Source organism: Bacillota bacterium, from assembly GCA_040754675.1.
Classification (GTDB): Bacteria; Bacillota; Limnochordia; order Limnochordales; family Geochordaceae; genus Geochorda.
In genome coordinates, this window is record JBFMCJ010000185.1 from 1 (window position 1) to 7,688 (window position 7,688).

Consider the following 7,688-nt stretch of genomic DNA (forward strand, 5'->3'; position numbering starts at 1 on the left):
CTTCGACATGGACGGGGTGCTGGTCATCAGCAACCCCGCTCACTTCAAGGCCTGGCAGGACTTCAGCCGGGAGAGCGGGATCGTTATCACCGAGGAGATGTTCCGCCGGGAGTTCTCGGGGCGCAAGAACGAGGAGGCCCTGGAAGCGCTGTTCCCGGGCCGGTTCAGCGAACACGAGCGCGCCGAGCTTTCCCGGCGCAAGGAAGCCCTTTACCGCGAGCGCTACGTGCCGGTGCTCCAACCGGTGCCCGGCGTTCAGGATCTGGTGAGGGACCTCGCCCGCCACCGGGTGGCCCTCGCGCTGGCAACGTCAGGGCCTCCGGAGAACGTCGGCGCCATCCTGCACCACCTGGGCCTGGTGGGCGCCTTCGACGCGGTCGTCACCGGGCAGGACGTGACGGAGGCCAAGCCCAACCCGGCCATCTTCCTCAAAGCGGCTCAGGCCCTGGGGGTCTCGCCTGCGCGGGCCGTCGTCGTCGAAGATTCGCTGCCGGGGGTGCGGGCAGCGGTGGCGGCGGGAGCGGTCTGCCTGGGGGTGGCCACCTCCGAGCCGCCCGAGAGGCTCAAGGAGGCGGGTGCTGCACGCGTGGTGGATGATTTCCGGGGCATGGAGGCGCAGGACCTCCTCCGCATGATCGCCGGTTCGACGGGAGGCGCCGGGCGCCGCGAAGCGTAGCCGCCCTCCCGGTTGTGAGGCCGCTTGCGCACCGGTAGCTCCTGACGTCCTCGCGGGACGTGTATGTCAGTCATCCTGCCCGGGCGCTCCCCTTTGCCTCGGGTATCGCACAACTGGGCGGGCCGTGGGAGACACTCACCCGCGCCGATCCGGGCGCCGGCGTGCGGGAGCCTTATAGCGATACCGCCCGGTGGGTAAGGTTGTGAAACGTTGCAGGAACGTCCCGGCAACGTGTCAAATAGGGCTTGCCAGGGGGGCGGGGAAACAGGCCTTGGACAGCCAGCCCGGCGGCGAAACGACGCAAGCAACTTCCCCCACGGTGCGCGCCATCGCGCGGGCGGCGGGCGTCAGCCCCTCGACGGTTTCCCGCGTTCTGCGCGACCAGGCCGGCGTCAGTGAGGAGGCGCGCCGCCGGGTCCACGAGGCCATCGCTGCGCTGGGTTCCACCCCCGACGAGGTGCGGCTGTCGGCGTCGCTCAAGCTGGAAGCGCTCACAAAGGCCGCCCGCACCCGCCTCAGCGGGCTTTTGGGTCTCATCGTCCCCGACGTGAGCACCGGGTTCTACGTTGAGGTGCTCAAGGGCGTTGAAGCTGAGGCGTACCGACGCGGCTACGGCCTCGTTCTCTACACCACGGCAGGCCGCGGCCACGACGAGGTGATCCGCAGGGCGCTCGAGGCCGGTCAGTGCCAGGGGCTCGTCATCATGACCCCGCGCCACGCCGGGCCCCTTTCACTCCTCGAAAGGAACGTGGATGGCGTCCCGCCCGTCGTCGTGGTGGACCACCGCAGCCAGGGCAGCCGCTTTCCCCACATCGCTGTGGATAACCTCAAGGGGGCCATGGAGGCCACCCGCTACCTCATCCAGAAGGGCTACCGGCGCATCGCGTTCATCACCGGCGAACTCTCCATCCAGTCTGCCGTCGACCGCCTGCGGGGCTACCGCCTCGCCCTCGAAGAGGCCGGCGTAGGTTACGACCCGGCCTTCGTCGTCCACGGAGACTTTCTCACCCCTTCGGGCTATCGTGCCGTGCGGGAGTGGCTCGAACAGCGCCGCACTCTTCCGGACGTGTGGTTTTGCTCCAACGACCTGATGGCGTTCGGCGTCCTGCACGCGCTCCACGAAGCAGGCCTCTCCGTGCCCGGCGATACTGCGGTCATGGGGTTCGACGACATTCCAATGGCCCAGGCGACCCTGCCGCCGCTCACCACGGTGGCACAGCCCATGACCGAGATGGGAGCGCTCGCGGTGCGGATGGCCGTGAACATGATCGAAGGAGGGGAGGTGCCCGCCCCTCGCGTGGTCCTGGAAACCCGGTTGGTCGTTCGTCAGTCCGCGTGAAGCCGGAGAGAGGGGTTGACGGCCGATGATACGGGGGTTTAGAGCGTTGGGCCGGCTTTGGGCCGGTCTTCTCGTGGCGGCGCTGTGGCTCGCCTTCGGAGCTTCGGCCTCTGCGGGCAGCACGATTACCATTGGCGTGTTTCCGGACCTGGACTCGGTGATCAAGAAGGTCATCCCCGAGTTCAACAAAGTGTACCCTGACATCGAGGTCAAGCTTCAGGTGCTCGGCTACGGCGACCACCACAATGCGCTCTTGACGGCGCTGGCGACCGGCTCGGGTGCCCCTGACGTGGTCGCCGTCGAAATCGGGTTCCTGGGGCGCTTCGCGCTCGAAGGCGGCCTCACCGACCTCAGCAAGCCGCCCTTCAACGCAGGTCAGTACCGCAACCTGTTCGTGCCGTACGCGTGGGGCCAGGCGAACACGGCCGACGGGCGAATCGTCGCCATGCCGACGGACACCGGCCCCGGCACGATGTTCTACCGGCGGGACGTGCTCCAGGCCGCCGGGCTTGACATCAACGGGGTGGCGACCTGGGACGACCTCGTGGCCCTCGGGCGCAAGGTGACCCGGGACACGAGCGGCGACGGCAAGCCGGACGTCTTCCTGATTGCGGCCGCCTCCACCATCGCCGACGCCATGTACCGTGGCGACATCCCCGAGGGCGAAGGGGTCTACTTCGACGTGAAGGGCCGCCCGGTGGTGGACGGCCCGCGCTTTGTCAAGGCGTTCACCACGGCCCAGCAGGTGCGCCGCGCCGGGCTGGACGCCCGTATCGGCGCGTGGAGCAACGAGTGGTACGAGGCGTTCAAGCGCGGCACCGTGGCCGTGGAGCTGTCCGGCGCATGGCTTGCCGGCCACCTGCAGAACTGGATGGCCCCCGACACCGCGGGCAAGTGGGGCGCGCGCAATTTGCCCGAGAACATGTTCGTGAGCTGGGGCGGGTCGTTCTACGCCATCCCCGAGCAGTCGAAGAACAAGGCGGATGCGTGGAAGCTCGTGCAGTTCCTGACGACCCGCCGCGACATCCAGCTGCTGGCGTTCAAGACCACCAACGCGTTCCCGGCGCTTCTGGCGGCGCTGGATGACCCCATGTTCGACGAGCCCATGCCGTTCCTCGGCGGGCAGAAAGCGCGCCGGATGTGGGCCGACGTCGCGCGCACCGTCCGCGTCACCGTCATCCACCCGGGTGACCCCGTCGCCTCGGAGATCGTGGGGTCGGCGCTCGCCCAGGTGCTGGACGAGGGGAAGGACGTCAAACAGGCCCTGACCGAGGCCAGGCAACTCATCGAGCGGCGGGTGCGCCGGTGAAAACCGTACGGCGGCCGGGTAGCGAGGCGGGCGGGCTTTCCGCACAGGGGTCCGGGCCGGCCGGCTACCCGGCCCCGGCCGCCCCTCCCCGTGCTGCCGCCGGCCCGGCACCGCGCGCCGGGCGTGGCCGGGTGAGCTGGTCCCGCTGGCAGCGCCGGGCCGCGCCGTACCTGTTCATCAGCCCGTTTTTCGTGCTGTTTGCCATCTTCGGGCTGTACCCCATCGCGTTCTCGTTCTACCTGTCGTTCCACAGTTGGAACGCCGTCGGCGGCCTGGGCACCATGACACGGGTGGGGCTCGAGAACTACACGTTTTTGCTGAGCGACCCGTGGTTCTGGAAGTCCCTCTGGAACACCGTGGTGCTGCTGGCCATTTCGGGTCTGCCGCAGCACGTCATCGCCATTCCGCTGGCCTTCATCCTCAACTCAGGGCTGGTGCGGCTGCGAAACCTGTTCAGTTCGTCCTATTTCATGCCCTACATCACCTCGACGGTCGCAGTGAGCATGATCTTCACCACCATTTACGGCACGCAGTACGGGGCGCTGAATGCGGCGCTGGTGTGGCTTGAACAGCACGCCGGCTTCGGGTGGCTGTTCGACGCCCTCAAGCTGGAGCTTCCCGTGAACTGGCTCGGACGGGCCGCCTACATCAAGCCGGCCATCGCGATGCTCGTTGTGTGGCGCTGGTTCGGCTGGAACACGGTGCTTTACCTGGCAGGGTTGCAGACCATTCCCCGGGAGCTTTACGAGGCGGCCATGGTGGACGGCGCGGGGATATACCAGCAGTTCCGCTGGATCACCGTGCCCCTGCTCAAGCCCATCATATTCTTTGCGGTGACGCTCACCATCATCGGCAACATGCAGCTTTTCGACGAGCCGTACATCCTCACCGGAGGCACCGGCGGGACGAGCGAGGCGGGGCTGACGGTCGCCCTGTACCTTTACCGCACGGGCTTCGAGTGGCTGTACATGGGCTCGGCGGCCGCGATGTCGTGGGTGCTGTTTTTGGTGATCGGCATCATGTCAGCGGTCAACTTCCGGCTGATCGGCCGCGGCGGCCTGCAGCGCCGGGAAGGGTGAAGCGGGGTGGCGGGGATGCGAAAAGTTCGATCGTGGCCGGCAAAGGTGCTGATCTACGTCCTGCTCGTTTCGATGGCGCTCCTGACCGCCTTTCCGTTTTACTGGATGTTCGTGCTGGCCACCCATGACCGGTCGACCATCTTCCGGGCGCCGCCGCCCATGTGGTTCAGCGATGACGCTTCGGCCAATTATGCCCGGCTTCTCGAGGCGGTGCCGTTCTGGCGCAACGCCTGGAACAGCCTCTACACGGCCCTCCTGGCCACCGCATCCACGCTGTTTTTCTGCAGCCTGGCGGGGTTTGGGTTCGCCATGTACGACTTCAAGGGCCGGGACGCGCTGTTCGGCTTTCTGCTGGCGACGCTCATGATTCCGGGGCTGCTCGGGATTATCCCGTACTACCTCATCGTGAAGTGGCTCGGCTGGCTCAATCTGCCCAGGGCGCTGTACGTGCCGGGGATGGCGTCGGCCTTCGGCATCTTCCTCATGCGCCAGTACATCGCCAGCGCCGTGCCCACCGACCTGCTGGATGCCGGGCGCATCGACGGCCTGAGCGAGTTTCGCCTCTACCGGAACGTGGCGCTGCCCCTGATCAAGCCGGCGCTCGGCACCCTCGGCATCATCACCTTCGTCGGGCAGTGGAACAACTTCATGGGCGCCCTCATCGTCCTCAAGCAGCGAGAGGCTTACACGCTCCCGCTGGCGCTGAGGTCGCTGCAGGGGCTCATCTCGACCGACTGGGGTGCCCTCATGCTGGGCACGGCCCTCAGCGTGCTGCCCCTCCTGGTGGCCTTTGCCGCCGGGTCGAGCCGCATCATCGAGGGTCTGACGGCGGGCGCCGTGAAGGGGTGAGGCTTCCGTGCGCGACGCCGCCGTCCAGGATACCCCCATGCACGCGGCTCTGCGATCGCCGGGAGCGGGAGCCCTCCTGTTGGCCGTGCTGACAGGGGCCATGGCCTGCGGGCCGGGCGCCGGGGCGGTATCCGGAGCAGGAGCCGTGGCCTCGGGGGCCCCGTCCTCTCCCGGGCCGGATCCGAGCCGGTGGGTGCTCATCTGGAGCGACGAGTTCGACGGGAACGCCGGCGCCGCCCCCGACCCCCAAAAGTGGACCCCGCAAATCGGCGATGGGAGCGAAGACAGCCTGCCGGGCTGGGGCAACCGGGAACGGCAGTATTACACGGCGGAGCCGGAAAACCTGGCGCTCGACGGCCGAGGACACCTCGCTATCACCGCCAGGGAGCTGGAAGCCGGGCGGTTCCGCTGCTACTACGGGCCGTGCCGCTACACCTCCGCCCGCATCAACACCCGAGGGAAGTTCGAGGTGCGCCACGGGCGTATCGAGGCCCGCGTCCAGCTCCCCCGCGGCCAGGGGATCTGGCCGGCCTTTTGGATGCTGGGCGCCAACATCGACCAGCTCGGTTGGCCTGCGTGCGGCGAGATCGACGTCATGGAGAACATCGGTCGTGAAGCGGCGACCGTTTACGGAACCATCCACGGGCCCGGCTATTCCGGTGCGCGCGGCATCGGGGGAAGCTACACGCTTCCCGGCGCACGGGCGTTTGCCGACGCCTTTCACGTCTTCGCCGTCGAATGGGAGCCCGGCGAGATTCGTTGGTACGTGGACGAGACGCACTATTTCACGGTTACGTCCGCCGACATTCCCCAGGGGACGCCCTGGGTCTTCGACCGCCCCTTTTTCTTGATCCTCAACGTGGCTGTGGGCGGGCAATGGCCCGGGTACCCGGACGACACGACAACGTTTCCGCAGACCATGCTGGTGGACTACGTGCGGGTCTACGCAGCGCGTGACAGTGAAGGGGAGTGAGCCGGGTGCAGCGCTTTCCGGAGGGGTTTTTGTGGGGCTGCGCGACCGCGTCGTACCAGATCGAAGGCTCGCCGCTCGCCGACGCGGCGGGGGTCTCCATCTGGCACCGCTTTTCGCACACGCCGGGCAACGTGGAGCGGGGCGAGACGGGCGACATCGCCTGCGACCACTACCGGCGCTGGCGGGAAGACGTGGCCCTCATGCGGGAACTGGGGCTGAAGGCGTACCGCTTTTCGGTCGCCTGGCCGCGCATCCTACCGGAGGGACGCGGGGCGGTCAACGCTGCCGGCCTCGCCTTCTACGAACGCCTGGTGGATGCGCTGCTCGAAGCGGGCATCGTCCCCTTCGTGACGCTCTACCACTGGGATCTCCCGGCAACGCTGCAGGACATGGGCGGCTGGGCCAACCGGGACGTCGCCGGCTGGTTTGCCGATTACGCCGCCGCCCTCTTCGACCGCCTGGGCGACCGTGTGCGCCACTGGATCACGCTGAACGAGCCCTGGTGCGTGGCGCACCTCGGCTACATCGCCGGGGTGCACGCACCGGGGATGCGGGACCTGTGGGCGGGGCTGCGGGCGGCGCACCACCTGCTGCTGGCGCACGGCCGGGCCGTCCAGGCCTTTCGTGCCCGCAACGTGCGGGGCGGCCAGATCGGCATCACGGTGAACCTCGGGCCCCAGCATCCGGCCAGCGCGTCGCAAGCCGACCGGGCTGCCGCCGAACGTTCTCACGCCTACCACAACCGGCTCTTCCTCGACCCCATCTTCCTGGGCCGTTACCCCGAACTCCTGACGGCCTGGCTTGGCAGCGCCTGGCCCCGGGTGGTGGATGAGGATTTCCGGGAAATGGCCACGCCCATCGACTTCGTCGGCGTCAACTACTACAGCCGCGCCGTGGTCGCTCACGAGCCGGGCGCCGGGCTTCTCCACACCCGGACCATCCCCCAGCCCGGGCTCCACACCGCGATGGGCTGGGAGGTGTACCCGGAGGGCCTGTATGAGACGCTCACCTGGATCCGGGAGGCTTACGGCAACCCCCTGCTCTTCGTGACGGAAAACGGCGCCGCCTTCGAGGATCGCCCGGATGAGACGGGCCAGGTCGCTGACGACGAGCGCCTCGACTACTTGCGCCGGCACTTCCACCAGGCGCATCGCGCCATCCAAGACGGAGTGAGGCTCGGCGGCTACTTCATCTGGTCGCTCCTGGACAACTTCGAGTGGGCCCTGGGGTACAGCAAGCGCTTCGGCATCGTGCGGGTCGACTTCGAGACCCAGGAGCGCACCATCAAGAAGAGCGGCCGGTGGTACGCTCGGGTCATCGCGCAAAACGGCCTAGACCGAAGTTGCTCAACTTGAAGTCGCCCGATTTGCCGTTATGAAGCCATTTGCTGTCGTTTCAGGCCGAAGCTTTCTGTCTACCCGTCGGGACCAGCGAGTGGAGGCCGACCCGGGCGAAGACCTCCC

7 protein-coding genes are annotated in these 7,688 nt (G+C 67.7%); all 7 read left to right on the forward strand.

Features of this window, described 5'->3' with window-relative positions:
- Positions 1–676, forward strand: a 676-nt coding sequence (locus tag AB1609_11700; protein ID MEW6047129.1) for an HAD family phosphatase, incomplete at its 5' end; no start/stop codon positions are given.
- A 271-nt stretch (positions 677–947) separates the two neighbouring features.
- The gene (locus tag AB1609_11705; GenBank protein MEW6047130.1) at positions 948–2,015 is read left to right on the forward strand and encodes a LacI family DNA-binding transcriptional regulator; all 1,068 of its coding nucleotides are present in this window, start codon (positions 948–950) and stop codon (positions 2,013–2,015) included.
- Between the two features lie 25 nt (positions 2,016–2,040).
- Complete coding sequence (locus tag AB1609_11710; GenBank protein ID MEW6047131.1) at positions 2,041–3,324, forward strand: extracellular solute-binding protein; 1,284 nt, start codon at positions 2,041–2,043, stop codon at positions 3,322–3,324.
- The gene (locus AB1609_11715) at positions 3,321–4,403 is read left to right on the forward strand and encodes a sugar ABC transporter permease (protein ID MEW6047132.1); all 1,083 of its coding nucleotides are present in this window, start codon (positions 3,321–3,323) and stop codon (positions 4,401–4,403) included. Before AB1609_11710 ends, AB1609_11715 begins: the two co-directional genes overlap by 4 nt.
- Positions 4,404–4,418: 15 nt before the next feature.
- On the forward strand, positions 4,419–5,252 hold the full coding sequence (locus tag AB1609_11720; protein ID MEW6047133.1) for a carbohydrate ABC transporter permease: 834 nt from the start codon (positions 4,419–4,421) through the stop codon (positions 5,250–5,252).
- A gap of 7 nt (positions 5,253–5,259) precedes the next feature.
- The gene (locus tag AB1609_11725; protein MEW6047134.1) at positions 5,260–6,225 is read left to right on the forward strand and encodes a glycoside hydrolase family 16 protein; all 966 of its coding nucleotides are present in this window, start codon (positions 5,260–5,262) and stop codon (positions 6,223–6,225) included.
- Complete coding sequence (locus AB1609_11730; GenBank protein MEW6047135.1) at positions 6,222–7,580, forward strand: GH1 family beta-glucosidase; 1,359 nt, start codon at positions 6,222–6,224, stop codon at positions 7,578–7,580. Before AB1609_11725 ends, AB1609_11730 begins: the two co-directional genes overlap by 4 nt.
- Positions 7,581–7,688: the final 108 nt, after the last annotated feature.

Coding starts and splice junctions, on each gene's coding strand:
- AB1609_11720 (MEW6047133.1), top strand. CDS start 4,419: ATGCGAAAAGTTCGATCGTGGCCGGCAAAGGTGCTGATCTACGTCCTG.
- AB1609_11710 (MEW6047131.1), top strand. CDS start 2,041: ATGATACGGGGGTTTAGAGCGTTGGGCCGGCTTTGGGCCGGTCTTCTC.